Source organism: Devosia sp. J20-27, from assembly GCF_055808595.1.
Map to the genome: position 1 here is coordinate 1,103,504 of NZ_CM147875.1, position 23,204 is coordinate 1,126,707.

Annotated in this window: 27 protein-coding genes; 7 read left to right on the top strand and 20 right to left on the bottom strand. The window is 64.4% G+C overall.

All coding sequences use genetic code 11. The annotated features are described in order from the left end of the window. Positions 1-31: 31 nt before the first annotated feature. From AC0L4C_RS05395 to AC0L4C_RS05425, 7 genes are all read right to left on the bottom strand, one after another. The gene (locus tag AC0L4C_RS05395) at positions 32-2,185 is read right to left on the bottom strand and encodes a sodium-translocating pyrophosphatase (protein WP_473402593.1); all 2,154 of its coding nucleotides are present in this window, start codon (positions 2,183-2,185) and stop codon (positions 32-34) included. A 167-nt stretch (positions 2,186-2,352) separates the two neighbouring features. Then, on the bottom strand, positions 2,353-2,622 hold the full coding sequence (locus tag AC0L4C_RS05400) for a DUF167 family protein (RefSeq protein ID WP_473402594.1): 270 nt from the start codon (positions 2,620-2,622) through the stop codon (positions 2,353-2,355). Positions 2,623-2,645: 23 nt separating this feature from the next. Next, positions 2,646-2,939, bottom strand: coding sequence for a YggT family protein (locus AC0L4C_RS05405; protein WP_473402595.1), 294 nt, complete (start codon positions 2,937-2,939; stop codon positions 2,646-2,648). Positions 2,940-3,236: 297 nt separating this feature from the next. Then, positions 3,237-3,842: a DedA family protein gene (locus AC0L4C_RS05410; RefSeq protein ID WP_473402596.1), complete on the bottom strand. Its 606-nt coding sequence runs from the start codon at positions 3,840-3,842 to the stop codon at positions 3,237-3,239. A gap of 39 nt (positions 3,843-3,881) precedes the next feature. Next, positions 3,882-5,696, bottom strand: a complete 1,815-nt coding sequence (typA, locus tag AC0L4C_RS05415) for a translational GTPase TypA (protein WP_473402597.1) — start codon at positions 5,694-5,696, stop codon at positions 3,882-3,884. A gap of 248 nt (positions 5,697-5,944) precedes the next feature. Next, positions 5,945-6,604 (bottom strand): ferritin-like domain-containing protein, encoded by a 660-nt coding sequence (locus AC0L4C_RS05420; RefSeq protein ID WP_473402598.1) that lies wholly within the window; start codon positions 6,602-6,604, stop codon positions 5,945-5,947. An 11-nt stretch (positions 6,605-6,615) separates the two neighbouring features. Beyond that, positions 6,616-7,272, bottom strand: coding sequence for a ferritin-like domain-containing protein (locus AC0L4C_RS05425; RefSeq protein WP_473402600.1), 657 nt, complete (start codon positions 7,270-7,272; stop codon positions 6,616-6,618). A gap of 288 nt (positions 7,273-7,560) precedes the next feature. On the opposite strand from AC0L4C_RS05425, the gene AC0L4C_RS05430 reads away from it, so the two are divergent. Further along, positions 7,561-7,794 (top strand): hypothetical protein, encoded by a 234-nt coding sequence (locus tag AC0L4C_RS05430; RefSeq protein ID WP_473402601.1) that lies wholly within the window; start codon positions 7,561-7,563, stop codon positions 7,792-7,794. Here AC0L4C_RS05430 and AC0L4C_RS05435 read toward each other — a convergent pair. Next, positions 7,791-9,956 carry a sensor domain-containing protein gene (locus AC0L4C_RS05435; RefSeq protein ID WP_473402602.1) on the bottom strand — a complete coding sequence of 722 codons (2,166 nt, stop codon included), beginning with the start codon at positions 9,954-9,956 and terminating at the stop codon, positions 7,791-7,793. The genes AC0L4C_RS05430 and AC0L4C_RS05435 overlap by 4 nt on opposite strands. Before the next feature lie 119 nt (positions 9,957-10,075). Then, a complete protein-coding gene (locus AC0L4C_RS05440) occupies positions 10,076-11,299 on the bottom strand; it encodes an argininosuccinate synthase (RefSeq protein ID WP_473402603.1) in 1,224 nt (407 codons plus the stop codon). Between the two features lie 128 nt (positions 11,300-11,427). Here AC0L4C_RS05440 and AC0L4C_RS05445 point away from each other — a divergent pair, with 128 nt between their 5' ends. Genes AC0L4C_RS05445 through AC0L4C_RS05455 form a run of 3 tightly spaced genes read left to right on the top strand, consistent with a single transcriptional unit; the run spans position 11,428 to position 13,547 of the window. Then, the gene (locus AC0L4C_RS05445; protein ID WP_473402604.1) at positions 11,428-11,895 is read left to right on the top strand and encodes an Lrp/AsnC family transcriptional regulator; all 468 of its coding nucleotides are present in this window, start codon (positions 11,428-11,430) and stop codon (positions 11,893-11,895) included. Between the two features lie 32 nt (positions 11,896-11,927). Next, positions 11,928-12,575: a LysE family translocator gene (locus tag AC0L4C_RS05450; RefSeq protein ID WP_473402605.1), complete on the top strand. Its 648-nt coding sequence runs from the start codon at positions 11,928-11,930 to the stop codon at positions 12,573-12,575. Further along, positions 12,576-13,547 carry a 23S rRNA (adenine(2030)-N(6))-methyltransferase RlmJ gene (locus tag AC0L4C_RS05455; protein WP_473402606.1) on the top strand — a complete coding sequence of 324 codons (972 nt, stop codon included), beginning with the start codon at positions 12,576-12,578 and terminating at the stop codon, positions 13,545-13,547. Positions 13,548-13,614: 67 nt separating this feature from the next. Here AC0L4C_RS05455 and AC0L4C_RS05460 read toward each other — a convergent pair whose 3' ends face one another. From AC0L4C_RS05460 to thpR, 6 genes are all read right to left on the bottom strand, one after another. Next, positions 13,615-14,037: a GNAT family N-acetyltransferase gene (locus AC0L4C_RS05460; RefSeq protein WP_473402608.1), complete on the bottom strand. Its 423-nt coding sequence runs from the start codon at positions 14,035-14,037 to the stop codon at positions 13,615-13,617. 123 nt (positions 14,038-14,160) lie between these two features. After that, complete coding sequence (locus AC0L4C_RS05465) at positions 14,161-14,859, bottom strand: HAD family hydrolase (RefSeq protein WP_473402609.1); 699 nt, start codon at positions 14,857-14,859, stop codon at positions 14,161-14,163. After that, positions 14,852-16,084, bottom strand: coding sequence for a dual-specificity RNA methyltransferase RlmN (rlmN, locus tag AC0L4C_RS05470; RefSeq protein WP_473402610.1), 1,233 nt, complete (start codon positions 16,082-16,084; stop codon positions 14,852-14,854). The genes AC0L4C_RS05465 and rlmN overlap by 8 nt, the downstream gene beginning before the upstream one ends. A gap of 138 nt (positions 16,085-16,222) precedes the next feature. Then, complete coding sequence (locus AC0L4C_RS05475) at positions 16,223-16,720, bottom strand: invasion associated locus B family protein (protein ID WP_473402611.1); 498 nt, start codon at positions 16,718-16,720, stop codon at positions 16,223-16,225. Positions 16,721-16,812: 92 nt separating this feature from the next. Then, positions 16,813-17,349: an invasion associated locus B family protein gene (locus AC0L4C_RS05480; RefSeq protein ID WP_473402612.1), complete on the bottom strand. Its 537-nt coding sequence runs from the start codon at positions 17,347-17,349 to the stop codon at positions 16,813-16,815. A gap of 205 nt (positions 17,350-17,554) precedes the next feature. Next, a complete protein-coding gene (gene thpR, locus AC0L4C_RS05485) occupies positions 17,555-18,094 on the bottom strand; it encodes an RNA 2',3'-cyclic phosphodiesterase (RefSeq protein WP_473402613.1) in 540 nt (179 codons plus the stop codon). Positions 18,095-18,392: 298 nt separating this feature from the next. Here thpR and AC0L4C_RS05490 point away from each other — a divergent pair, with 298 nt between their 5' ends. From AC0L4C_RS05490 to AC0L4C_RS05500, 3 genes are all read left to right on the top strand, one after another. After that, the gene (locus tag AC0L4C_RS05490) at positions 18,393-19,130 is read left to right on the top strand and encodes a Bax inhibitor-1/YccA family protein (RefSeq protein WP_473402614.1); all 738 of its coding nucleotides are present in this window, start codon (positions 18,393-18,395) and stop codon (positions 19,128-19,130) included. Positions 19,131-19,218: 88 nt separating this feature from the next. Next, positions 19,219-19,716, top strand: coding sequence for a GNAT family N-acetyltransferase (locus tag AC0L4C_RS05495; protein WP_473402616.1), 498 nt, complete (start codon positions 19,219-19,221; stop codon positions 19,714-19,716). 2 nt (positions 19,717-19,718) lie between these two features. Continuing rightward, positions 19,719-20,513 carry a class I SAM-dependent methyltransferase gene (locus AC0L4C_RS05500; RefSeq protein WP_473402617.1) on the top strand — a complete coding sequence of 265 codons (795 nt, stop codon included), beginning with the start codon at positions 19,719-19,721 and terminating at the stop codon, positions 20,511-20,513. Between the two features lie 9 nt (positions 20,514-20,522). Here AC0L4C_RS05500 and AC0L4C_RS05505 read toward each other — a convergent pair whose 3' ends face one another. The 5 genes from AC0L4C_RS05505 to AC0L4C_RS05525 all read right to left on the bottom strand — a co-directional run bounded on the left by AC0L4C_RS05505 (position 20,523) and on the right by AC0L4C_RS05525 (position 23,201). Continuing rightward, a complete protein-coding gene (locus tag AC0L4C_RS05505) occupies positions 20,523-20,972 on the bottom strand; it encodes a GNAT family N-acetyltransferase (protein ID WP_473402618.1) in 450 nt (149 codons plus the stop codon). A gap of 11 nt (positions 20,973-20,983) precedes the next feature. Next, positions 20,984-21,367: a DUF2794 domain-containing protein gene (locus AC0L4C_RS05510; RefSeq protein ID WP_473402620.1), complete on the bottom strand. Its 384-nt coding sequence runs from the start codon at positions 21,365-21,367 to the stop codon at positions 20,984-20,986. Positions 21,368-21,679: 312 nt separating this feature from the next. Further along, positions 21,680-22,237: a DsbE family thiol:disulfide interchange protein gene (locus AC0L4C_RS05515; RefSeq protein WP_473402621.1), complete on the bottom strand. Its 558-nt coding sequence runs from the start codon at positions 22,235-22,237 to the stop codon at positions 21,680-21,682. Next, complete coding sequence (ccmD, locus tag AC0L4C_RS05520) at positions 22,234-22,407, bottom strand: heme exporter protein CcmD (RefSeq protein WP_473402622.1); 174 nt, start codon at positions 22,405-22,407, stop codon at positions 22,234-22,236. Before ccmD ends, AC0L4C_RS05515 begins: the two co-directional genes overlap by 4 nt. Next, a complete protein-coding gene (locus tag AC0L4C_RS05525; RefSeq protein ID WP_473402623.1) occupies positions 22,404-23,201 on the bottom strand; it encodes a heme ABC transporter permease in 798 nt (265 codons plus the stop codon). The genes ccmD and AC0L4C_RS05525 overlap by 4 nt, the downstream gene beginning before the upstream one ends. Positions 23,202-23,204 lie beyond the last annotated feature (3 nt).

Genomic DNA, 23,204 nt, shown 5'->3' on the forward strand with positions numbered 1-23,204 from the left:
GGCCTCGTTCAGTGCGGCCGATGCCTCTGGATCAGGCACCGCCACCCATATGGGCCAGCACCGCCAGCAGCAGCAGGGCGACGATGTTGGTGATCTTGATCATCGGATTGACGGCCGGGCCGGCCGTGTCCTTGTAGGGGTCGCCGACGGTATCGCCGGTGACCGAGGCCTTGTGCGCGTCGCTGCCCTTGAGGTGCTTGACGCCATGGCTGTCGGTGAAGCCGTCCTCGAACGACTTCTTGGCATTGTCCCAGGCACCGCCGCCCGCCGTCATCGAGATGGCGACGAAGAGGCCGGTGACGATCACGCCCATCAGCATGGCGCCGAGGGCGGCAAAGCCGTCGGCCCGGCCGGCGATCCAGAAGATCAGGCCGAACACCACCAGCGGGCTGAGCACCGGCAGCAGCGAGGGGATGATCATCTCCTTGATCGCCGCCTTGGTCAGCATGTCCACGGCCCGGGCATAGTCGGGCTTGGAGGTGCCGGCCATGATGCCCGGATCGGCCTTGAACTGCCGGCGCACCTCGACCACCACCGACATGGCGGCGCGACCGACGGCGGTCATCGCCATGCCGCCGAAGAGGAACGGCAGCAGGCCGCCGAACAGCAGGCCGACGACGACATAGGGGTTGGCGAGCGAGAAGTTCACCACGCCCATGCCGAAGAAGAAGCTGCCCTCGACCGCGGTAGCGACAAAATACTGCAGATCCTGGGTATAGGCGGCGAACAGAACCAGGGCGCCGAGGCCGGCCGAGCCGATGGCATAGCCCTTGGTGATGGCCTTGGTGGTGTTGCCCACGGCATCGAGCGCGTCGGTATTCTGGCGCACTTCCTTGGGCAGGCCGGCCATTTCGGCAATGCCGCCGGCATTGTCGGTGACCGGACCGAAGGCATCGAGTGCCACCACGATGCCGGCGAGCGCCAGCATGGTGGCGACGGCAAAGGCGATGCCGAACAGACCCGCCAGATTATAGGTGACGATGATGCCGGCGATGATGACGATGGCCGGCAGCGCCGTGGATTCCAGCGAGACCGCGAGGCCCTGGATGACGTTGGTGCCGTGGCCGGTGACCGAGGCCTCGGCAATCGAGTTGACCGGGCGGCGGCCCGTGCCGGTGTAGTATTCGGTGATGACGATGATCAGGCCGGTGATGACCAGACCGGTGACGCCGCACCAGAAAAGGCTCCAGGGCGTGAACGCCCGTTCGGCCGTGCCCAGGGCGACGTTGAGGTCGCCGAAGGTGAGCCAGAGCACGGGCAGCAGCGCCACGAGCGAGAACACGCCGGTGGCGATGATGCCCTTGTAGAGGGCGCCCATGATGTTGTTGCTCGGCCCCAACTTGACGAAGTAGGTGCCGATGATCGAGGTGATGACGCAGGCGCCACCAACGGCCAGCGGCAGGACCATGCCGGCCAGCTTGAAGGCGTCGGGCAGCACGATGGCCGCCAGCACCATGGTGGCGACGATGGTCACCACATAGGTCTCGAACAGATCGGCCGCCATGCCGGCGCAGTCGCCGACATTGTCGCCCACGTTGTCGGCGATGGTCGCCGGGTTGCGCGGATCATCCTCGGGGATGCCGGCTTCCACCTTGCCCACCATGTCGCCGCCGACATCGGCACCCTTGGTGAAGATGCCGCCGCCCAGACGGGCGAAGATCGAGATCAGCGAAGCGCCGAAGCTCAGCGCCACCAGCGAGTCGATGATGGTACGTCCGGTGGCCTCGAAGCCGAGGAAGTCCTTGAGCACGATGAAGTAGAGGACGACCCCGAGCAGGCCGAGACCGGCGACGAGCAGGCCGGTGATGGCGCCCGCCTTGAAGCTCAGGTCGAGGCCCTTGCCCAGAGACGAGGTTGCGGCCTGCGCCACGCGCACATTGGCGCGTACCGAGACGTTCATGCCGATGAAGCCGGCGGCGCCCGACAGCACGGCGCCGATCAGGAAGCCGATGGCGGGATAGACGCCAAGCAGCCAGAGCGCGAGAAAGAAGATGACCACGCCGACAATGCCGATGGTGGTGTACTGGCGCTTGAGATAGGCGGAGGCGCCTTCGCGCACCGCGGCGGAGATTTCCTGCATGCGGGCCGAGCCCGCATCGGCGGCCAGCAGGCTTTGCGTCGTGACGACGCCGTAAACGATTGATAGTGCACCGCACACCACAATCGCCCAAAGCAATAGTGTCATAAGAATTCCCTCGATTTCGACCCGACCGAGGGAACGCTCCTGTGGTGACTGGCAGACTCAGGGCCTGCCACATCCTCCCCGCCCCCGCGGCGTATAACAAAGCTTGTGATAATTCGGGCGGTTACGCAATGGCGTTAAGTCGAGGCCGGACGGTCCCGACGGTGCCTTCATTCTTCGTCGCCCAATACCGAGATATCGGGGTCACCGTCGATGCGGATGGTCTTGAGGCGGGCCGTGTCGCCCGACACCAGGGTGAGCGCCGATCTGGGCAGTTTCAGTGCCTTGGCGAGGAGCGCGATGACGGCGGCATTGGCCTTGCCCTTGTCGGGGACCGCCGCAACCCGGATGCGCAGGACGCGGGTGCCATCGGCAAGGGCATCGTAGCCCTCGATGCGGTCACGCCCGGCATTGGGCGTGACGCGGAGTCTGAGCAGCACGGAAGCGGCCGCTGCGGCCTCGCCTAGATGACGCGGCCCACGGCGATCGAGGCGATCCAGTTCTGCAGGAAGAAGATGATGACGAACACGATGATCGGCGACAGGTCGAGGCCACCTACGGGCGGCACGATGCGGCGGATCGGGCGCAGGATCGGCTCGGTGATCTGGTTGATGACGCGCCAGACCGAATCGACGAACTGGTTGCGGGTATTGATGATGTTGAAATTGATCAGCCAGCTCATGATGATCATGATCAGGAAGATCCACCAGACGATGTTGAGGATGAAGCTCAGCGTCTGCAGAATGGCGAAGATCACGGCACGGCCCTCTTGGTTGCCCGATTTATCTAGTGTTTTGACCCGGTCGGGACAAGCCGATGGTGCCAAAAAGCCGTGGAACGGTAAATCGGCGCGGCGCGCCCAAAGAGCAAGACCCGCCCGAGGTCACCGGGCGGGTCTCAATCTGACTTTGGCCCGGTACGCACAACAATATCCGGGGCACTGCATCAAGTGCACAAAGCGTGCCAGTCCGCGGCCCCCGGTTTTCGGGTCAAGTGCCTGCCGGCATGTCGCAAATTGCGAGTCCGAGTTGCAATCTGCAAGGCAGGGCGCGAGTCAGACCTTCTGGCTCGGGCGCCAGGTGATGAGGCGGTAGAGATAGAGCAGCACGACGGCGGCGATGACGATGGTGCTGAGCGGGTCGAGCCAGACCTCGATGACCTCGTAGTGCTCGGCCATCAGGTAGCCGGCGCCGGCCAGCAGCGAGTTCCAGACGATCATGCCGGTCATGGAAAAGCCGAGGAATTTCCAGAGCGGCATGGCGGCCAGCCCGGCCGGCACGGAAATCAGCGTGCGGATGATCGGCAGCAGGCGGCCGAGCAGCACGATCCAGGGGCCGAAGCGATGGAAGACGCGGGTGGCGAGGTCGACTTCCTCGGCATTCAGGGTCAGCCAGCGGCCATAGCGGTCGGCGAGGTAGCGCAGGCGGTGCACGCCGAAAATGCGACCGGCCGCATACCAGGGCAGGGTGCCGACTACCGAGCCGAGGGTGGCTGCGGCGATGACGCCAAGAAACGACAAATCACCCCGCGCCGCGGCAAAGCCGGCGAAGGGGATGATCAGCTCGCTGGGAATGGGTGGAAAGATGGCTTCCACCAGCATCAGCAGGAAGAGCCCGCCATAGCCGAACTGTTCGATCGTCGAAATGATCCAGTCGGCCACGGGTTCTATCCTGATCTAAGGGGACTCGGAAGGATCCGGTCAGCCTGCCTTGGCGGCGCGCATCATCTTCTTGCGCTCGTTGGGATCGAGGGCGATCTTGCGCAGGCGGATGCTCTTGGGCGTCACCTCGACATATTCGTCGTCGGCAATATAGCCGAGCGACTGCTCGAGGGTCAGCTTCTTGGGCGGCGTCAGCCGTACCGCCTCGTCCTTGGACGTGGTGCGGATATTGGTCAGCTGCTTGCCCTTGAGCGCGTTGACCTCGAGGTCGTTCTCGCGCGCATGCTCGCCGATGATCATGCCTTCGTAGATGTCGACGCCGGCGTCGATCATGATCTGACCGCGGTCTTCCAGGTTCCACAGGGCGTAGGTCACGGCCTGGCCGGTCCCGTTGGAGATCAGCACGCCGGTGCGGCGGCCGGGCAGGTGGCCCTTGTAGGGCTCATAGGCGTGGAACAGGCGGTTGAAGATGGCCGTGCCGCGCGTGTCCGAGAGCAGTTCGGGCTGGTAGCCGATCAGCGATCGGGTCGGCACGTAAAAGCGCAGACGGGTGCGGCCGACGCCCGAGGGGCGCATGTCGACCAGGTCGCCCTTGCGCTCGGTGAGCTTCTGCACGATGACGCCGGTATGCTCGTCATCGACGTCGATGATGACTTCCTCGATCGGCTCGAGCTTCTGGCCGTCCTGTTCCTGCAGCACGACGCGCGGGCGGCCGATGGTCAGCTCGAAGCCTTCGCGGCGCATGTTCTCGATCAGCACCGCCAGCTGCAATTCGCCGCGGCCGGCGACGTCGAAGCTGTCGTTGTCGGTGCCTTCGGTGATCTTGATGGCGACATTGCCTTCGGCTTCGCGCATCAGCCGCTCGCGAATGACGCGGGACTGCACCTTGTCGCCTTCGCGGCCGGCCAGCGGGCCGTCGTTGATGCGGAAGGTCACCGACAGGGTCGGGGGATCGATCGGCTTGCTGGGCAGCGGCACGGTGACCGACGGGTTGACCAGCGTATCGGCAACCGTCGAGGTCTCGAGACCGGCGATGGCGACGATGTCACCGGCTTCCGCCAGGTCCACCGGGGTGCGCTCGAGGCCACGGAAGGCCAGCACCTTGGAGACGCGACCGCGTTCGACGATCTTGCCGTCGCGGCCCAGCGCGTGGATTGGATCGCCGGCCTTGACGGTGCCGGAGGTGATGCGGCCGGTCAGGATGCGGCCGAGGAAGGGGTTGCGCTCGATGGTGGTCACGAGCATGCGGAACGGGCCTTCTTCGGTCTTGGGCTCGGGCACGTATTCGACGACCTTGTCGAGCAGCGGCGCCAGGCTGTCCTTGGGGCCTTCCGGCTTTTCGCTCATCCAGCCGAGCTTGGCGGCGCCGTAGAGCACGGGGAAGTCAAGCTGCTCGGGCGTCGCGTCCAGCGCGATGAAGAGGTCAAAGATTTCCTCGAGCACTTCGAGGTGACGTTCGTCGGGACGGTCGATCTTGTTGATCGCAACAATCGGGCGCAGGCCCTGGGCCAGCGCCTTGCCGAGCACGAACTTGGTCTGCGGCATCGGGCCTTCGGCGGCGTCGACGAGGATCACCACGCCATCGACCATCGACAGGATGCGCTCGACTTCACCGCCGAAATCGGCGTGGCCGGGGGTGTCGACGATATTGATGCGCGTGTCTTTCCAGACCAGCGACGTCACCTTGGCAAGAATGGTAATGCCGCGCTCGCGCTCGAGGTCGTTGCTGTCCATGGCGCGTTCTTCAACGCGCTGGTTGTCGCGGAACGAGCCCGACTGCTTGAGCAGCACATCGATCATGGTCGTCTTGCCATGGTCGACGTGGGCAATGATTGCGATGTTTCGCAAGGACATGTATGCGGCCAATCAGAATTGGGGAGATTAGTCGCGCCCCATATCGGACCGAGGTCACATTCTCAAGACAATTCGCCGTATGGCAGGGTTGCGAGGGCGGTACTCACGCCGTCTTGGTGAACGCAGGACGTGTCGCCAGCCCCTTCGAAGACCGGGACTGAACCCTCCGAAACCGGAAGTCCACCGCCGGCGCATCACGCAAGAGGCCGCCCACGTGGGCGGCCTCTCGCTTTTGGCAGAGGTCAGGCTCAGGCGAGGAAGGGTGTCGCCGCGGCCAGGACTTCTTCCTTGGTCATCGGCTCGTCGAACGCGCCGTCCCAGCTCTTCTTGCCGCCGATCTTGCGGACGATGGCGGCATGGCGCGCCTCGACCGAGTGGATCTGCAGCGCGGCGGTCAGAATGCCGTCATCGGCCATCAGGTTGGCGGCCTGGCCCTTGTAGGCGGCAACACCGAGATCCTCAAACGTCTGACTCAGGGTCAAATAGGTATCGAAGTTGGTGAGGGCGTCGGGATACTTGCCGCCGGCCGTCAGATCGAGTGCCGGCCGTTCGATCGCGGCGGCGGCGAGCACGTCGGACAGAAACGCCACATGCTGCGCTTCGTGCAGCCCGATATGGTTGAAGATGGTCCTGTACTCGTCCGGGATCAGGCCATCGGCGTCAAGGCCGGACCGGTAGAATGCGTCCTCGATATGTTCGAGCGTCAGCGCGAAGACCAGCGTGTCTTCGATCTGCTGTGGCAGATGCGCCCCGAAAGCCTGCTGCGAGGCCATGGCCAGCACCAGTGGCGCGGAGGCGAGAGCGCCAAGCTTGAGGGCAGAACTCCGGAAGAACTCGCGGCGATTGGCGGTGAGCCGTTCGGTGATCTCGGGATCAATGGTGGCAAGCAGATTGGTTTGCGTTTTCATTTGGTTTCTCCTTACACCAGCGACATGGCGGTGACTTCGGTCTTGATGAACGGGCCTGCGGCAGCCAGCACGGCGGCCGGCTCAAGCGCCACGTCGAGACCGTTCTCCTGGACCACGTCGGGGCCGGCGAAGGCCACGCTCCACTCCTGCAGCAAGTCGCGGATGGCGGCCGCATGGCGCGCCTCAATCGAGACGATGCTGCCGGCGGCGGCCAGATAGTCGGGGTTCTCGATCAGCTTGCCGGCCCCGTTATAGGCGCCGACGCCGAGGTCCTCGAACGTCCTGGCCGTCTCGAGCACACTCTGCCGGCTGGTGAAATCGACGGCGGAGAAATCCACCTCGAGATCGGGAATGGCGCCATCGGCCAGCGCGGTCTTCAGAAACTCGCGGTGCTCGACTTCATGGTCGCGGATGTCGGTCAGGAGCGTCGTCTCATCGGCCGTCATGCCGGTGTAGGGTGTGTCGATGACCTGCGTGTAGAACGCCGCCTCGAGCTGCTCGAGCGCATAGGCGTAGTTGAGAACGCCGATGTCACCTTCGCCGAGATCGGCCGCGAGCGCTGCGGAGATACCGAAATTTGGCAGCACGGCACCGGCCACGACGACGCTGGCTGCGGCTCCGGACCATTTCAGGATGTGTCTGCGGGACAGTGAATTCTTGATGTCCATGGTTGTGGACTCCCATCTTGTGTTTCGGGGACGCGTGAAGTTACGCATCCAGTGCAAGATGAGTTTCAGAAGTGATGCCCGTAAACAACATCACAACTGTAATTTTATGTCGGATTTTAAATGGAACCACTGCGTCTCTCTAATGTTCACGAGCGCTACTTGGTCACTTTATTATCATGGAACCATGTTACACTGCGGTCGTTCGCGCGAAGTCGGCTGCTGCCGTGGTCCCGCCGCGTCGCGGCAGCCGGAACGAAACTCTCCGGCCCTGCTCTCCGTAACGAGAGCATGGAAGAGAATGAAACCCACTTCACCCTCGACGAGATTTACCGGGGCTACCGCATAGCCGTGACGGGCGGAGTTCGGTTCGCGGCCAGGATTTCGAGCCCACGCGGTCCGGTCGTGCCGATTGTCGCCGAAGCCACCGTGGACGAAGGCCCGGAGACCTGCCTGCGGCGGGCCCGCGAGGTGGTCGACCGCTATATCGACTATCTGTCCGGGCGGGCAGTGGATGCGGACTAGCTGACGCGGCGCAGTTTCGGCCGGTTTTCCGCCTTGAGCAGTTCGATGACGGCCTTGCCGTCGATCGGCGGCGAGAACAGGAAGCCCTGGACTTCGTCGACGCCCTGCTCGCGCACGGCAGCCAGCTGTTCCTCGGTCTCGATGCCCTCGGCCGTGGTCGACATGCCCAGTGAATGGCCGAGGCCGATCACCGCCTTGATGATGGCGAGACTGTCGCCGCGCAATTCCAGGTCGCGGATGAAGGAGCGGTCGATCTTGATCTTGTCGAAGGGGAACGAGCGCAGGTAGCTCAGCGAGGAATAGCCGGTGCCGAAATCGTCCATCGAGATGCGGATGCCCAGCATGCGCAGCCGATGCAGGGTCACCAGCGTCGGCTCGTCCTCGGCCAGCAGCAGCGACTCGGTGATCTCGAGTTCGAGCCGGGTCGGCGGCAGGCCGCTGTCGGTAAGGGCGGCGACCACGGTGTCGTAAAGGTGCTTGTTCTTGAACTGCACCGAGGAGAGGTTGACCGCCACGCGGGCGTCGGTTGGCCAAGTCCTTGCCGCCTTGCAGGCCTCGCGCAGCACCCACTCGCCGATCGGGATGATCAGGCCGGTTTCCTCGGCAATCGGAATGAACTCCACCGGAGAGATGACGCCGCGTTCGGCATGGTCCCAGCGCAGCAGCGCCTCCAGGCAGGTGATGCGCCCCTGCTGCAGACCGACCAGCGGCTGAAAGACCAGGCGCAGTTCGTTGCGGGCCAGTGCCTGCCGCAGGCCGGCCTCGAGGCTGCGCCGATACTGGATGGCCTCGTCCATGCCGCGCTCGAAGAAATGAAAGGTCGAGCGTCCCTCGGTCTTGGCGCGATAGAGAGCCAGGTCGGCATTCTTCATCAGCTGGTCGGCGGTCTGGCCGTTGGCCGGACCCATGGCAATGCCGACCGAGGCGCCGATGGTCACCTGGTGGCCGTCGACGGTGAAGGGCTGCGACATGGTGCTGGTGATGCGCTCGGCGATGGCCGCGGCATCGGAGGGGCTGTCGATCTTGCGCAGCAGCAGCGCGAACTCGTCACCGGCAAGGCGTGCGAGGACGTCGTTCTCGCGGGTCGAGCCCCAGAGCCGGGCCGAGGCCTGCTTGAGCACCTTGTCGCCGATGGCGTGGCCCAGCGTGTCGTTGACCTGCTTGAAATCGTCGAGATCGACGCACAGCACGGCAACCGTCTCGCCGCGGCGGATATCGGTCTCGCAGTCCAGCAGTTCGGCAAGGAACTGGCTGCGATTGGGCAGTTCGGTGAGGGCATCGTGGCGCGCCAGGTGCTGGATGCGCGCCTCCTGCTGGCGCTGCTCGGTGATGTCCTCGTGGGTCGAGACCCAGCCGCCATCCTTCATCGGATGGTGCTGCATCATGATGATGCGACCGTTGAGTTCGTGGATGGTCTTGCCGAACTCGCCACGCGAGATGACCTCGCGGCGCCACTGGATATAGGCGTCGCGGTCGCCGCCGGCCTCCATGCCCTTTTCGAACAGGTGATTGAGGATGGTTTCGAGCTGGGTGCCCGGCTGCAGCATGTCCTCGGGCAGGTCGTAGATGCGGGCATAGGGTGCATTCGAGACCACCAGCCGGCCCTTGGCATCGTACATGCAAAGGCCCTGGCTGATATTGTCGACCACGGCGCTGAGCCGCAGGTTCTGCTTTTCCAGCTCGTGCTTGCGCCGCTGCACGATTTCGGAGGAGGCGATTTCCTCGGTGACATCCTCATGCGTCACCACCCAGCCGAGGCCGGGCGAATAGACATGGGCGGTCTCGATGGTGCGGCCGCCTTCGACCAGCTCGCGCACCTTGGCCCGCAGGCCGGAGCGGTTGTTGAGCAGTTCGGCCTTGTAGCTGGCGAGAAACTCTTCGGGGGCCTGGTCAGGGTGGTTGCCCAGTTCGGACGACAGCCTGACGATCGCCGCCAGCGTCATGCCCTTCCTGATGCGCCTTTCCGGAAATCCGTAGATCTCGAGATAGTGCTTGTTCCACATCACGAGCCGGAAATCGCTCGACCAGACGCAGAATCCGTACGGAATGTTCTGGAGGGCTGCGTCGAGGAGTAATGCTCCATCTGACGCCGCCTGCCCGTCAATTGGTATGGTCTTCAAAACCAGCGCCCCACCTGAATAACGCCCAAAGTATGGGGTCACACTATAGTCCGTTACTTAACTGCGACTTAAGGCGGGCGGGCTGTTTCAGGCAGGGTGCCGCAGGGCGGCGGGGTGCTGCCGCCCCGGCTCCGGGCGGGGCGGCAGCAGCATACCAATTTCTAGGATTTCATCTTCATGTTGCGCGCTGCGTAGGTCTTCAGACGCAGCCCGTTGAGCTTGATGAAGCCCTCGGCATCATGGTGGTCATAGGCAACGGCACCTTCCTCGAAGGTCACGAGGTCCATCGAGTAGAGCGAGTAGGGTGAGGTGCGCGCCGTCACATAGGCCGAGCCCTTGTAGAGCTTGAGGGTCACCTCGCCGGTGACGAACTCCTGGCTCTTGTCGATCAGCGCCTGCAACATGACGCGCTCCGGCGCGAACCAGAAGCCATTGTAGATGAGCTCGGCATATTTGGGCATCAGCTCATCCTTGAGATGGGCAGCGCCGCGGTCGAGCGTGATGGACTCGATGCCACGATGCGCGGCCAGCAGGATGGTGCCGCCCGGGGTCTCGTAAACGCCGCGGCTCTTCATGCCGACAAAGCGGTTCTCGACGAGGTCGAGGCGGCCGACGCCATGCTTGCCGCCCAGCTCATTAAGCTTGGTGAGCAGCGCTGCCGGGCTCAGCTTCTGGCCGTTGACCGACACCGCGTCGCCCTTTTCGAAGCCGACGGTGATGGTTTCGGGCTCGTCGGGAGCGTGCACCGGGTCGACGGTGCGCTGGTAGACATATTCGGGCGCTTCCTCGGCGGGGTCTTCCAGCACCTTGCCCTCGGACGAGGTGTGCAGCAGGTTGGCATCGACCGAGAACGGGGCCTCACCGCGCTTGTCCTTGGCGATCGGGATCTGGTGCTTTTCGGCATAGTCGAGCAGCTTGGTGCGGCTCTGCAGGTCCCATTCGCGCCACGGCGCGATGACCCGGATCGCCGGATCCAGCGCATTGGCGGTCAGCTCGAAGCGGACCTGGTCATTGCCCTTGCCGGTGGCGCCGTGCGAAATCGCGTCGGCGCCGGTTTCCTGGGCAATCTCGACCAGCCGCTTGGAGATCAGCGGCCGGGCGATCGAGGTGCCGAGCAGGTACACACCCTCGTAGAGGGCGTTGGCGCGGAACATCGGGAAGACGAAATCGCGCACGAATTCCTCGCGCAGATCCTCGATGCGGATATCCTTGATCCCCATCATCTCGGCCTTCTTGCGGGCCGGCTCGAGCTCTTCACCCTGGCCGAGGTCGGCGGTGAAGGTCACCACCTCGCAACGATAGGTTTCCTGCAGCCACCGCAGGATGATCGAGGTATCCAGTCCGCCTGAATAGGCGAGGACCACTTTCTTGATTTCAGACGCCATTGAGATGCACCTTCGCATTGTTATGGTGACACGATACACCAGAGCGAGCGCAATAATCTTGCGATTGCTTCACGCATGAGGCATTCGTTGGCACGATCTGCCAATAAACCGTGCAAGCGAGAGTTTTCATGTCAGCCGAACTCGATGCCGTCGATCGCCGCATCCTGATGGTCCTGCAGCGCAATGGCCGCATTTCCAATGTCGATCTCGCCAACGAGGTCGGGCTGTCGCCGTCGCCCTGCCTGCGCCGGGTGCGGCTGCTCGAAGAGTCCGGGATCATTGACCAATATGTCGCCGTGCTCAATGGCCCGAAGGCCGGACTGGGGCTCACAGTGTTCGTCCGGGTGTGGTTCAAGACCCAGGATGCGGCCATCACGCACCAGTTCGCCGAGACAGTGCGGAAGTTCCCCGAAGTGGTGGAATGCTATCTGACCACTGGCGAGTGCGATGCAATCATGCGAGTGGTGACGGCAGACCTCCATGCCTACTGGCGTTTCCAGTCCGACCACCTGACCCGGATCCCCAGCGTGCAGAGCGTCAAGACCGACGTGCCGATGGAAACCATCAAGCGAAGCTACGAGCTGCCTCTCGTCTGAGGCGCCGTGGCACATCCCAGCCGGAACCAGACATGCCCGCTTTCGTCCCCGATCTGACCGTTCTTCTCGCCTTTGCCGTGGCCACGCTGGTGCTGGCGGCGACGCCGGGGCCGGACATGGCGCTGCAGCTCAGCCGGGCGATCAACTATGGCCGGGCGCATGGCCTCGTCGCCCTTGCCGGTGCGCTGACCGGTATCCTGGTCCATACCACGCTGGTGGCGCTGGGCATCTCGGTGCTGATCCTCGCCGCCCCGCCGGCCTTCCTGGCGCTCAAGATCGGTGGCGCGATCTACCTGATCTGGCTGGCCTGGCTGGCCATCATGCATGGGGGCGGGCTGCGCATCGCCGACAAGGCCCGGCGCACGCCGCGCCTCCTCGACAGCTACATTGCCGGGGTCGGCATCAATCTGCTCAATCCCAAGGTGGTGCTGTTCTTCGTGACCTTCCTGCCGCAGTTCGTGCAGGCGCACGATCCGATGGCCACCGGCAAGCTGCTGTTCCTGGGTGCCGAGTTCGTGCTGCTGTCATTGCCGGTGGGACTTGCCATCGTGCTCGCGGCGGAATGGCTGGCGGCAGCGTTCAAGCGCAGCCGCTGGGTCGAACGGGCTCTGAACTGGGGCTTTGCGGCCGTCTTCACCAGCTTTGCAGCTGTCATTCTCACGGCTCAGGCGAGGCACTAGATGAACTACAGACACGCCTACCACGCCGGCAATTTCGCCGATGTCGTCAAGCACATCATCCTGACCCGGCTGGTCGAATACATGAAGCTCAAGCCCGGCGCCTTCCGGGTCATCGACACGCATGCCGGCATCGGTCGCTATGACCTGACCTCGTCGGAGGCGCAGCGCTCGCCCGAATGGGTGGATGGCATCGGCAAGCTGCTGGAGGCCGAGCTGCCGGCCAAGGCCAAGGAGCTGGTGGCGCCCTATCTGGACGTGGTGAAGGCGGAAAACCCGGGCAAGCTCAAGACCTATCCGGGTTCGCCCTGGCTGGTGCGGCAGCTGTTCCGGCCACAGGACCGGCTGGAGGCGCTGGAACTGCATCCCGAGGATGGCTGGGCGCTCTCCAAGCTCTTTGCCGGCGACATCCAGGCGCGGATCATCACGCTCGACGGCTGGCTGGCGCTCAATGCCCACCTGCCGCCCAAGGAAAAGCGCGGCCTGGTGCTGGTCGATCCGCCCTTCGAGGAGCCCGGCGAGTTCGACCGGTTGCTCGACGGGCTGGTGAAAGGCCACAAGAAATTCGCCACGGGCGTGTTTGCGCTCTGGTATCCGCTCAAGGACACGCGGGCGGTACACGATTTCATCTCGAACCTGCGGGCCACCGGCATCCCGAAGATCCTGCGGGCCGAAATCAGCATCCGTCCGGCCAGCAATCCGCCGCGGCTGCACGGCACCGGCATGATCATCGTCAATCCGCCATATACGCTGGAAGCCGAGCTGCGCGTGCTGCTGCCGGCGCTGGCGCGACTCTTCGGCGACGAAGGGCAGGGTCGCCACAAGCTCGAATGGGTGGCCGAGGAAACGCCGGCGACGGCGACAGCGGCGGCTCCGGCCGCGCCGGAACCCCGCCGTCCGGCCTCCACACGGCCCCGCGCCCCGGCCATCAAGTCCCGCGCCCGTCCGTCGACGTCACGGCCGCGCAAGAGCTGAGGCGCCGGATCCGGCACCCGCAACCCCCGTCATTCTCGGGCTCGACCCGAGGATCCGGCCCGCTCCATCACAACCTGAACAGGTAATACTGGATCGCCTCGTCCTCGGCCGGCGCGTGCTTGCGATAGAGGGCGTTGGCAGCGGTGTTGTCGATTTCAGTGCCGAGCCAGGCCTCCTCACAACCTAACTCGCGGCCCCAGGCAAACATCTCGGCCATCAGTGCCGTGGCGATGCCCTGGCGCAGATGGCTGTCGGCCGTGCCGACCTCATCGATATAAAGCTCTGTCTGCTTGTCGGGGTGTCGGTGCAGCACCGCGGCGCATTGCCCGACCACTTGCCCGGCATCGAGTGCCAGCAGCATCAGATGGCCAGGATCGGCCAGATAGTGCCGCAGGCGTTCGGGTTGCACCGGGGCGTCAAAGACGCCAGAGGCGATGGTGTTGAACGTCGCGTCGTCGCCCTGCGACAGGCGCTTGAGGGTGATCGGCATGGGGTGTTCCCCTGCGGGCGCAGCCCCTGGCGTGGGGCCGGTTGCGCCGGTCATCGAGTCAGACGTGCCGTGTCGGCACCGCGCCTCCGGGAAATCTAGGCGCGGCCACCGCTCGGGGCAAGCTCAGCCGATTTCCGCAATCAGCGGCAGGATATCAATGATCTTGTCGAAACGCCGGAAATGGCTCGCGTCCTGAGGATCGTCATGCAGGTCGAGGGCCCAGACATGCTCCGACGGCACGTGCACGCCCCAGGCGCCGGCCTCGAGCGCCGGCACGACGTCGGCGCGCATGGAATTGCCGATCATCATGGCCCGGCTGGCGCCTTCGCCATGGCGCGAAAAGATGCGGCGGTAGACCGGCGCGGTCTTGTCCGAAACGATCTCGATGGCATCGAAATAGCGCGCCAGCCCCGAGGCATTGAGCTTCCGCTCCTGGTCGAACAGGTCGCCGCGGGTGATCAGGATCAGCGTGTGGCTGGCGGTCAGCTGCTGCAGGGTCTCCTCGACGCCGGGAAAGGCCTCGACCGGATGCTGCAGCATGTCGTGGCCGGCGGCCAGAATGTCCTTGATGACACTGCCCGGCACCTTGCCATCGGTCACGTCGATGGCGGTCTCGACCATGGAGAGCATGAAGCCCTTCACCCCGAAGCCATAGTGCAGGACATTGCGCTTTTCGGCCGCGTGCAGGTGCTCGACCAGGTGCGTCGGCTCGGCATAGGGCTTGAGCAGCTCGACGAAACGGGCCGTCGTCAGCTCGAAATAGCGCTCGTGATGCCAGAGCGTATCGTCGGCATCAAAGCCGATAGCGGTCAGGCTAGGCACCCGTCAGCGCCTCGCGGTCGGCCTTGGTGAGCCGTTCGGTTTCCGACTTGAGCTGGCCGCAAGCGGCAAAGATGTCGCGGCCACGCGGCGTCCGGACCGGGCTGGCGTAGCCGGCGCGGTTGACGATATCGGCGAACTTTTCGATGCGCGACGAGCTCGAGCAGTCGTAATTGGTGCCGGGCCAGGGGTTGAACGGGATCAGGTTGATCTTGGCCGGAATGCCGGCCAGCAAGCGCACCAGTTCGCGGGCATCGGCGTCGGAATCGTTGATGTCCTTGAGCATCACATATTCGAAGGTGATGCGGCGCGCATTGGAGAGCCCGGGATAGTCGCGGCAGGCCTGGATCAGTTCGGCCAGTGGCCACTTCTTGTTGATCGGCACCAGCATGTCGCGCAGGTCGTCGCGCACGGCATGCAGCGAGATCGCCAGCATGACGCCGATCTCGCGGCCGGCCGGTCCGATCTGCGGCACGACGCCCGACGTCGACAGCGTGATGCGGCGCCGCGACAGGGCAATGCCGGCCTCGTCCTGGGCGATCAGCATGGCCTGCTTGACGTTGTCGAAATTGTAGAGCGGCTCGCCCATGCCCATCAGCACGACATTGGTAATGGCACGGCTGTCGCCCTCGGAGCCACCCGAGCCGCGCGGCGCCGGCACCAGCCCGCCATCATCGGGACGGCTGCCGCCAGGGAAGTCGCCGAGGCGTTCACGCGCCATCAGGATCTGGCCGAGGATTTCGCCGGCCGTCAGGTTGCGCACCAGCTTTTGCGTGCCGGTGTGACAGAACGAGCAGGTCAGCGTGCAGCCCACCTGGCTGGAGATGCAGAGCGTGCCGCGGTCATCCTCGGGGATGTAGACGGTTTCCACTTCGACCGGCGGCAGGTTGGGGTTCTGCGGGTCGCGGAAGCGGAACAGCCACTTGCGGGTGCCGTCGATCGAGATCTGCTCGGTCACGATCTCGGGCCGGTCGAGCAGGAAATTGTCGGCCAGCTTCTGGCGGAAGCCCTTCTGGATATTGGTCATGCGGTCGAAGTCGGTGACTCCGTTCACATACATCCAGTTCCACAGCTGGCTTGCGCGCATCCTCGCCTCGCGCTCGTCGAGGCCGATGCCCATGAGCGTGTCGCGCAGGTCGCTGCGGCCAAGGCCCACCAGCGAGCGGCGCTGCGGCGTGGTCGCGCGCGCCACATTGGCGGCATGGTCGAGGTTGAGAGCAATGCTCATAAGGCCCGGCTCCGGCAGGGGGACAGCAAATATAGTCTTAGATCAGGATGGCGCCCACCTATCACAAGCCGCGCCGCCGCGAAAGCGGTCAGCCCTGCGCGTGGCGAAAGGTCGGCAGACCGGATCAGCGGGTCTGGGTCAGCACGACTCGATGGCACGGGAGGCGGCAGTGGCGCCCGACAGCGAGAAGGTCTCGACGATGCGGATGCCCTTGTCGGACGTCGCCTCGATGGTCATGGTCGAGCCGGCCCGCATTGATCCCGCCAGGTCGCCATTGCGCGACGGATCGAGCAGCCAGGCGGCGTCACCTTCGGTGAAGAGGTCATAGCTGACGCCAGAAATGGTCAGCGTCGCCGGGGTGTCGGGGGCGAAGGTGAAGCCGGCGACGAGGTTCATCTCGTTGCGCACCGACTCGGCCGGCCGGTGGGTCAGGTAGAGATAGGCGCTGGTATAGCCGTCCGGCGCGGGGCTGACATCGGTCGGCTTGCTCATGGCAAAGCACACCGGACCGGCGCCGTCGGAGGCCGAATAGGCCGACCAGTCGCGATAGTCGCCGAGCGAGCGCACCGACTGGGCGGTCGCGGGGGCGATGGAAAAAGCAATCACGGCAGTGAGCGCAATGGCGCGTCGGATCATGGGGAGCCTCGTTCTGCTGCCGTGCTTAGCAGGGCACGGTCAGCATTTCCACTGCCGGAACGAGGCCGGCAGTGTCGGAGTTCCGTCCGAAATCAGGCGCAGGCCTTGTCGATCTCGGACATCGCTGCAGTCACGCCGCTGAGCGAATAGGTGTCGGTGGTCACCGTGCCGCGCTGGCTGGTGCCCTTGACCACCAGCGTGGAGCCGGCCTTGAGCGCTTCGACAAAGGCGGCTTCACCGGCCGTATCGGCCAGCCAGGCGCCTTCGCCATCGGTGACCATCGGATAGCTCTTGCCGTCGATGGTGGCCGAGGCCGCCGAATTGGTGGTGTTGAACGGATAGCCGATCAGCGTCTGCACCTCGTTCTTGGTGCCCATGCCCTTGCGATGGATGACGAGGAAATGGATCGGGCTGCGGTTCACATTGCCCGGCTCCGATTTCTCGGGCTGGCTGGAAATGTAGCAAACGTCGCCTGAGCTGTCCTTGCCCTTCCAGGCAGTCCAGGACTTGAACGTGGCCATCTGCGCGGCCTCGCCGCCGGCTTGCGCAAAGCTCGGTCCGGTGAACTGGGTCGCCAGAAGGCCACCGGCTAGCAGCCCGGCCAGGAGCGTGCGGGTAATCGAAGTCATCGCCGAAGCATCCCTATTTCCGAAGGTCGCCCCTCTCGGGCATCTGCGCCGTCCACTGTGCCGGGTTATGGTTACCAAGCGGTTTCGGGCCGATGCATTTGAATTAATTGACGACCATAGCGGCAATCGTGACGGCATTTTGGCGCGCCACATCAACTGCGTTCGTGTTTGCCCTGCCAGGGTAAAGCAAAAGTTAATTTCTGGCTCAGGCGGCCAGCGGATAGGTCTCCTCGATGCGGTAAGGACCGCCGCCGACGGAATCGCGGCTGGAATAGAGCACGAAATGCTTGACCGGGAACTCCAGCGGCTCGAACCGCCCGGCCATGGCGAGAAAGCGCGCCAGTTCCCCGGCGCTGCAGCCGCGCAGCCGCGCTAGCGATACATGCGGCACGAACTTGCGGCCGTCGGGCGCCAGACCGAGCCGCTGCAGCACCCGCTCCTGGCTGGCCTGCAGATGCGCCAGCGCGCCATTGGCCTCGACCCCGGCATAGAGCGCCCGCGGCTTGTCGCCGCCAAAGGCGCCCAGGTGGCTGAGCCTGATGCTGAAGGCCTCGCTCTCGGCCAGCCGGTCGAGGCCGTCGACCACCTCGTTGGCGGTGGGACGATCGACATCGCCGATAAAGCGCAGCGTGATGTGATAGTTTTCGGGATCGATCCAGCGGGCGCCCTGCAGGCCGCCGCGCTTGAGCGAGAGCATGAACCCCACCTGGGATGGGATTTCGATACCGGTAAAGAGTCTGGGCAAGATCCGACCCTCCTCTCATGTCGCGTTTTTCAACGCGATTCGTGACACCCGCACGACGACCGTAAACCGCATCCGATCTGCGCCGCAATGGCGCCTGATCGGGCTTTGCACGGGCAAGCCCGCCGCCAGTGCGGGCAATGAATCGGAAAACCCCGCTAACCCCCTCGCTCACTGCGACATTACGCTTGCGTTAGGTCCGCCGCTTTCCCTTGTATTGTTGGCAGGACGCGCCATATTGTGAGCCAACGCGTTGCATGCCGTGGGCATGGCGCCTTGTGTTGCCAGGAAGGGGATCTAAATGGCTGAATTCGACCGACCGACTATCGCCGCCGCGCGGGCCGGAAGCGCCGCGGCCATCGATGAGGGCCTTCGCAGCTATATGCTCAAGGTCTACAACTACATGGGCATCGGCTTGGTGGTGACCGGGCTGGTGGCCTGGTTTGCCAATCAGGCTGCCGTCACCGACGGGCAGCTGACCGCATGGGGCGAACTGCTCTATACCAGCCCGCTGATGTGGGTGATTGCGCTGTCGCCGCTGGCCTTCGTTCTGGTGCTGAGCTTTGGCATCAACAAGCTGAGCGTGACTGCCGCGCAGGGTGTGTTCTGGGCCTTCGCGGCCGTCATGGGCCTGTCGCTGTCGTCGATCTTCATGGTCTACACCGATGCCTCGATCGCCAAGGTGTTCTTCATCACCGCCGCGACCTTCGGCACGATGAGCCTTTACGGCTACACGACCAAGCGTGACCTGACCTCGATCGGCAACTTCCTGATCATGGGCCTGATCGGCCTGATCATCGCCTCGGTGGTCAACATCTTCCTCGCATCCTCGATGCTGGAATTTGCCATCTCCGCCGTCGGCGTGCTGATCTTTGTCGGCCTTACCGCCTATGACACGCAGAAGATCAAGGAAAGCTATGACGAGCGTCATGGCGCCGAGATCCTGGCCAAGGGCGCCATCATGGGCGCGCTGAACCTCTATCTCGACTTCATCAACCTGTTCATGATGCTGCTCCGGCTGTTCGGCAACCGCGAGTAATCAATAGCTGCAATCAGCAAGTCTGATTGGACGTCTGGCGGGGCTGCGATCTAGATAGGTCGCAGCCCTTTGCTTTGCCCGGTGCCACATGAGTGATCTGATTATCCGTCCCTTCGAATGGCGTGACGTGCCGGCGATAACCGCAATCTACCGGCACTATGTCGACGAGACGGTGATCACCTTCGAAACCGAGGCGCCGAGCGAGGCGACCATGGCCGAGCGCTTCGGCAAGCTGGTCGATCTCGGCCATCCGCTGATCATCGGCGAGGTGGACGGCACGACCATCGGCTACGCCTATGCCTCGTTCTACCGCCCCCGCGCCGCCTACCGTTTCACCTGCGAGGACTCGATCTATCTGGCGCCCGATGCCATCGGGCAGGGGATCGGCGGCAAGCTGCTGGCCAACCTGCTGGTGGCCAGCAAGACCGCCGGATTCACGCAGATGCTGGCGGTCATTACCGGGGAGCGCGCCAACTCGATCCGCCTGCATGAAAAGATGGGCTTTCGCAAGGTCGGCCACTATGATGCGGTCGGCTTCAAGTTCGACCGCTGGCTCGACGTCGTGCATCTGCAAAAGGCGCTCTGATCATGTCCGTGCTCTCCGCAGGCCTCTCCACGCAATACAGCACCAGTGAGAAGCTTGCGGCCCGAGCCAGGCTGCACCGGGATTTCACAGTCGCCGATGGCGGCTGGTTCGAGTGGGTGGCCGCCCGGCTCGACCTCGGCGAGGGCAGCAAGGTGCTCGATATCGGCTGCGGCCCGGGCTGGTTCTGGGCCACCGTCGCTGCCGCGCTGCCGGAAAAGGTCGCGCTGACGCTGGCCGACAGTTCAGCCGGCATGGTCAAGGAAGCCAGCGAACGCTGCGCCGCTCTGCGCAGCTGGCAGGTCACCGGCGTCGAGGCCGATGCGGTCAAGCTGCCCTTCGGCGACGCCAGCTTCGACACGGTCGTTGCCATGCACATGCTCTATCACGTGCCCGATCCGGCGGTGGCAATCGCCGAGTTTCACCGGGTGCTGAAGCCCGGCGGCCGGCTGGTCGTCACCACCAATGGCGCCGGCAATACGCGCGAACTCTACGCCCTCACCACGGCCTTCGGCGCGGACGGCAAGGAGCCGGTCGCCGCCGCCTTCGGCTACGCGCAGGCGATGGACCTGCTCGGGGCGCAGTTCGACGCCGTCGAACAGCACGAGCACCCCGCCAGCCTGCGCATCACCGACCCCGAAGTGGTCTACATGGCCCTGACCTCCTACCCGCCGGGCGACGGCGCCTCGGAAAGCCAGCTCGCTGCCTTCCGCACGGCCATCGACGCGGCTTTCAGCGCGGGCAACGGCGTGCTGGAGACGAAGAAGGAGATGGCGGTCTTCGTGGCCCGTAAGCGGTAGGGTGGCAGGCTACAACGCCTTGCTCATTGGGTAGCTCGCAACCGTTCCTTCCAGCTGCGCGGGACCGGTGTCCGTCCAGCCCCTCGATAGATAGAAGCGATGCGCTGTCGAGGTACTGGTCAGCAGGCCAAGGGTTGTGCCGCGGGCGCGCATGGCGTCCTCGAGTGCCGCCAGCATGAGCGTGCTGACGCCAGCGAACCGATGGGTCGGATCCACATAGTTGGGACCGATCTCGCTTGCACTGTTCAGGCAACCGACGGCGACTATCCCACCGGCCGCTTCAGCCAACAGCACATGCTTTTGCGGATCCGCGATCCAAACGGAGATCGACTCCGGCGATTTGTTTCGGGTCCAGGCGGCAATGACGGCCGGATCGTTCCGATGATCGGCGGCGCACAATTGTGTAATCGAAGCGACGATAACCCGGCTCATCGCCAGTGCATCTGCGGCCTCGGCCATGCGGACCGTGATCACTTCACCACTGCCAGCTCCAGCACGCGCAGTACGTTGGCCAGTTCGTGGCCGCGCTTGAGCACGCGGCCTTCCTGGCTGGTGACCATGTACTGGCCCTGCTTGTTGCGCAGTTTGGGGATTTTTTCGACGACAAAGAACGGCCGCTCCGAGCTGCGCTTGTAGATCGAGAACACCGCCCGGTCGCGCAGGAAGTCCATGGCATAGTCGCGCCAGTCGCCGCTGGCGACCTTACGGCCATAGAGATTGAGGATGGCGTTGAGTTCGGCCCGGTCAAAGCTGACAAAGAGCGGCACACGTGAGGGGCCGCCCGGTTGGGCCGGTGCGGCAGGCGTGAAATCCAGGAGCTCGCCTGAACCACGCTGCGATGGTTTTTCCGCCATATGGCTCGTCCCGTTACAGGAGTGTCATGATTGCGGCATTTGCCCGCCATGGCAAGGCGGGTGGCCGGCTTTGCAGTATTGGCCGCAAAAAGACGAAGTCGTGCGCAGCAGATTCCGCAATCTGGTCACAATCCGTCCCTCGTTGCGCCAGAATGCACGCGTAAAAGTTCAGCATTGCCTCCAGCGGCTGGCAAGCGGGCTGACCGAGCCCCCAAACCATGATGCCCGAGTGTCAGCCGCCCTTTTCATGCACAGTCGTTCTAGCGCCTGCCTGTCCCCCACAGGCGGGCGTTTTTCTTTTGCGGCATCCGGTCAGGGTGCCGGCTTGTCCGCTTGGCCGGATCTGGCCTGTTCGACAGCGGCAATCACCTCGGGCAGCGATCCGGCGTCGATCGGGCCGACATGCTTGTAGGTGATGATGCCGTCCGGGTTGACCACGAAGGTTTCCGGCACGCCATACACGCCCCAGTCGATGGAGATCCGGCCTGCGCTGTCGGCACCGACGGCGTCATAGGGATTGCCGAGTTCGCGAAGGAATGCGGCGGCGTTTTCCGGCGCGTCCTTCTGGTTGATGCCCAGCATCTGCACGCCTGTCTGCTCGGCCAGTGCCTCGAGGAACGGATGTTCGGCGCGGCACGGCACGCACCAGCTGGCAAAGACGTTGACGACGCTGACCTGGCCCTTGAGCCGCGCATCGTCGAGGCCGTGCAGTCCGGTCTCGACGACGGCCGGAAGGGTGATGCCCGGCGCCGGCTTGTCCAGCAGCACCGAGCGGATCAGCGACGGGTCGCGGTTCATGTTGAGGGCAAAGATGGCGACCAGCGCCACGAGGATGGCGAGCGGGCTCAGCAGGAGCAGGATACGGGTCACGCGGCGGTCTCGTCCGAACGGCGGCGGATGCCCGCGGCCTCCAGGCGCCTGAGCTGCGCTGCTACCTGTCGGCTCTGCCACAGCACCCAGCCGACAAGCGCCAGCGTCCCGGCGGCGACGCCGATATAGCCCCAGATGATGAATTCGGCGTGCTGGCCGAGGTCGATCATGCACTTTCTCCGGTACGGCGGCCGGCGCTTGCCGCGCTCGTCGCGCTCATGGCGGCCTGGCGCTGCAGGCTGGTGGCGCGGCGGCGCAGCACCTCGGTGCGCATCGAGATGATGTGCAGCAGGAAGAACAGCAGCGAGAAGGCCGCCAGCATAAGCAGCAGCGGCGTCAGGATGGAAGCCGGCATGCGCGGCCCTTCGGCCGTGATGACGCTCGAGGGCTGGTGCAATGTCTGCCACCAGTCGACCGAGAACTTGATCACCGGAATGTTGAGCGCGCCGACCAGCGTCACGATGGCGATGATGCGGCCGGCCTTGAGCTGGTCGTCGAAGGCGCGCCAGAGGGCGATGATGCCGAGATAGATCAGCAGCAGCACCAGCGTCGAGGTCATGCGGCCGTCCCACTCCCAGAAGGTGCCCCAGGTCGGGCGGCCCCAGAGCGCGCCGGAGTAGAGCGCCAGTGCGGTGAAGGTGGCGCCCAGCGGTGCGGCGGCCTTGGCGGCCACGTCGGCCAGCGGATGGCGCCAGACCAGCGTGCCGAAGGCGGCAACAGCCATTACGCCATAGACCATCTGGCTCAGCCAGGCGGTGGGCACGTGTACGTACATGAGCCGCACGGTGTCGCCCATCTGGTAGTCGGCGGGCGAATTGTAGAGGGCGAACCAGAGGCCGAGCGCAAACAGCGCCACGGTGCCGATAGCCATCGGCAGCAGCAGGTAGCGCGACCAGACGAGGAATTGCCCCGGATGCGCGAGACGGCTGAACCAGTTGGCTTTTGGCGCGACATCGAGTGACATGGA

Coding starts and splice junctions, on each gene's coding strand:
- AC0L4C_RS05395 (WP_473402593.1), bottom strand. CDS start 2,185: ATGACACTATTGCTTTGGGCGATTGTGGTGTGCGGTGCACTATCAATC.
- typA (WP_473402597.1), bottom strand. CDS start 5,696: ATGTCCTTGCGAAACATCGCAATCATTGCCCACGTCGACCATGGCAAG.
- AC0L4C_RS05420 (WP_473402598.1), bottom strand. CDS start 6,604: ATGAAAACGCAAACCAATCTGCTTGCCACCATTGATCCCGAGATCACC.
- AC0L4C_RS05425 (WP_473402600.1), bottom strand. CDS start 7,272: ATGGACATCAAGAATTCACTGTCCCGCAGACACATCCTGAAATGGTCC.
- AC0L4C_RS05430 (WP_473402601.1), top strand. CDS start 7,561: ATGGAAGAGAATGAAACCCACTTCACCCTCGACGAGATTTACCGGGGC.
- AC0L4C_RS05440 (WP_473402603.1), bottom strand. CDS start 11,299: ATGGCGTCTGAAATCAAGAAAGTGGTCCTCGCCTATTCAGGCGGACTG.
- AC0L4C_RS05445 (WP_473402604.1), top strand. CDS start 11,428: ATGTCAGCCGAACTCGATGCCGTCGATCGCCGCATCCTGATGGTCCTG.
- AC0L4C_RS05450 (WP_473402605.1), top strand. CDS start 11,928: ATGCCCGCTTTCGTCCCCGATCTGACCGTTCTTCTCGCCTTTGCCGTG.
- AC0L4C_RS05455 (WP_473402606.1), top strand. CDS start 12,576: ATGAACTACAGACACGCCTACCACGCCGGCAATTTCGCCGATGTCGTC.
- AC0L4C_RS05460 (WP_473402608.1), bottom strand. CDS start 14,037: ATGCCGATCACCCTCAAGCGCCTGTCGCAGGGCGACGACGCGACGTTC.
- rlmN (WP_473402610.1), bottom strand. CDS start 16,084: ATGAGCATTGCTCTCAACCTCGACCATGCCGCCAATGTGGCGCGCGCG.
- AC0L4C_RS05475 (WP_473402611.1), bottom strand. CDS start 16,720: ATGATCCGACGCGCCATTGCGCTCACTGCCGTGATTGCTTTTTCCATC.
- AC0L4C_RS05480 (WP_473402612.1), bottom strand. CDS start 17,349: ATGACTTCGATTACCCGCACGCTCCTGGCCGGGCTGCTAGCCGGTGGC.
- AC0L4C_RS05490 (WP_473402614.1), top strand. CDS start 18,393: ATGGCTGAATTCGACCGACCGACTATCGCCGCCGCGCGGGCCGGAAGC.
- AC0L4C_RS05495 (WP_473402616.1), top strand. CDS start 19,219: ATGAGTGATCTGATTATCCGTCCCTTCGAATGGCGTGACGTGCCGGCG.
- AC0L4C_RS05500 (WP_473402617.1), top strand. CDS start 19,719: ATGTCCGTGCTCTCCGCAGGCCTCTCCACGCAATACAGCACCAGTGAG.
- AC0L4C_RS05505 (WP_473402618.1), bottom strand. CDS start 20,972: ATGGCCGAGGCCGCAGATGCACTGGCGATGAGCCGGGTTATCGTCGCT.
- AC0L4C_RS05510 (WP_473402620.1), bottom strand. CDS start 21,367: ATGGCGGAAAAACCATCGCAGCGTGGTTCAGGCGAGCTCCTGGATTTC.
- ccmD (WP_473402622.1), bottom strand. CDS start 22,407: ATGATCGACCTCGGCCAGCACGCCGAATTCATCATCTGGGGCTATATC.
- AC0L4C_RS05525 (WP_473402623.1), bottom strand. CDS start 23,201: ATGTCACTCGATGTCGCGCCAAAAGCCAACTGGTTCAGCCGTCTCGCG.